Annotated in this window: 2 protein-coding genes; both read left to right on the top strand. The window is 66.0% G+C overall.

What is annotated here, in order from left to right; genetic code table 11:
* Nucleotides 1–52: 52 nt before the first annotated feature.
* A complete protein-coding gene (locus tag E5X34_RS32455) occupies nt 53–1,189 on the top strand; it encodes a VWA domain-containing protein (RefSeq protein WP_292573280.1) in 1,137 nt (378 codons plus the stop codon).
* On the top strand, nt 1,189–2,076 hold the full coding sequence (locus E5X34_RS32450) for an amidohydrolase (protein WP_292573277.1): 888 nt from the start codon (nt 1,189–1,191) through the stop codon (nt 2,074–2,076). The genes E5X34_RS32455 and E5X34_RS32450 overlap by 1 nt, the downstream gene beginning before the upstream one ends.
* The last annotated feature ends 67 nt before the right edge of the window (nt 2,077–2,143 follow it).

Here is a 2,143-nt window from a genome sequence, read left to right as displayed (position 1 = left end):
TCTCCCCCCTTGTGGGGGAGATGTCCGGCAGGACAGAGGGGGGCGCGAAGGAATGAGGCGTCCGGAAAACCTGCGCCCTGCCGCCGCGCCTTTCCTCGGCTTCGCCCGCCTGCTGCGCCGCCACGCCTTCCCTATCGCCCCCGAACAAACCACCAGCTTCATGCGAGCGGTGACCCTGCTCGGCCCCCGCTCGATGAACGACATCCGCGAGGCGGCGCTTGCGACACTCGCGCCCTCGCCCGATCGCCGCGGCGAATTCGAGGCGCATTTCCGCAGCTATTTCTACGGCGACGCCAAGCCCTTGATAGAAGGCGAAGAGGACGACGAGACCCGCGTCAAGGACGATCGCGGCGCGCGCCAGGAAGAAAGACAAACCGTTCGCCAGGAGAAAGGCGGCGAGCTGTCTTCGGCGCTCGAGCAGCTGAGCAACCGCGATTTCCAGCGCGACGCCGATGGCCTCAGCCCGTTCCGCCGCAAGCTCGTATCCGCCCTGCCCGCCCGCCGCTCCTTCCGCACGACCCGCACCCGCTCGCGCGGCACGCTCGACCTCAGGCGTTCGCTCAGCGAAATCGTCAGCGCCGATGGCGACATACCCGTGCCACAGCTCCGCCGCCGGCAGGCCGTGCCGCGAAAACTGCTCCTGCTTATCGACATCTCCGGCTCGATGAAGCTGCACACGGCCGATTATCTCAAGCTCGCGCACGCCGCCGTGCAGGGTGCGGACCGCGCCGAGGTCTTCACCTTTGGAACGCGGCTCACCCGTATCACCTCGGCGCTGCGCATCCGCGACCGCGGGCAGGCGCTCGCCCGCGCCGCGGCGCTTGTCGACGATTGGGACGGCGGCACTCGCATGGGCCCGACGCTGCTCGCTTTCCTGTCGGTGCCGCGCTTTTCCGCCTTCGCGCGCGGCGCCTGCGTCGTCGTGCTGTCCGATGGGCTGGAACGCGGCAGCCATGCCGAACTGGAGATCGCCATGCGCCGCTTCAGCGCCCGCGCCTTCCGGCTCTCGCTGGCGACGCCGCTCGCCGGCGATTCGCGCTTTCGCCCGGCCACGGCGGCGCTGAGGGCAATCCTGCCGGTGCTCGACGATCTGGTCGATGGCTCGTCGCTCGGGAGTCTCACCGATTTCATCCTGTCGCTCGCCCGCCCTGCCCCGGCGGCAAAAACCGTCTGGAAAAGGGTGTCGTGATGCAGAAAGCCATCGACGCGCATTTTCACATCTGGCGCCAAAAGGACCAGCCCTGGCTGGTCGGCCCGATGGTGCCGCGCATCTTCGGCCCCTACGAGCCGATCCGCCGCGACTATCCGATCACGGAATTCCTCGAGGATCAGAAAGGCTCGGGCGTCGAGAAGGCCGTCTATGTCCAGACCAACTGGGCCAAGGAGGATTTCGAGAAAGAGGTCGCCTTCCTGCAGAAGATAGCCGAAGAAGCCGGCTGGCCGCACGCCATCGTCGGCTATGCCGACATGACGGTCGACGATGTCCGCCCGCAGATCGACCGGCTGATGAAATATCCCTTGCTGCGCGGCGTGCGCATGCAGTTGCACTGGCACGAGACGCCGGCCTTCCGCTTCGCCGCCTCGGCCGACCAGGTGATCGATCCCAAGGTGCGTGCCAATGTGGCGCGGCTGAAGGATTACGGCCTCTCCTTCGACCTGCAGCTTTTTCCCGCGCAGATGAAGGACGGGCTGACGCTTGTCGGCGAAAACCCTGAGACCAATTTCATCCTCACCCATGCCGGCATGCTGACCGGCATGGAGCCCGAAACCACCGAAGCGTGGAAGGCCGGCCTGCGAACGCTTTCGGCAGCGCCGAACTTCTACGCCAAGCTGTCGGGACTCGGCACGTTCGTCCACCGCAATGACCCGGAACTGATCGCCTATATCGTCGACAACGCGATCGAGATCCTCGGCAGCGACCGGCTGATGTTCGGCTCGAACTTCCCGATCGAGAAGCTCTGGACCAGCCATGTCGAGCTGATCAACGCGCACCGCGCGGCAGTGGCAAAGCATGGTGCAAAGGCCGAGGGGGATATTTTCTGGAATACGGCTGAGAAAGTGTACCGGCCGGTGTAGGCACGGCTTCTTCCTTCCCCCCTTGTGGGGGAAGGTGGATCGGCGCGCAGCGCCGAGACGGATGAGG

This window comes from Mesorhizobium sp. (genome assembly GCF_004963255.1).
GTDB lineage: Bacteria > Pseudomonadota > Alphaproteobacteria > Rhizobiales > Rhizobiaceae > Mesorhizobium.
This window is presented reverse-complemented; position numbering and strand designations above follow the sequence as displayed.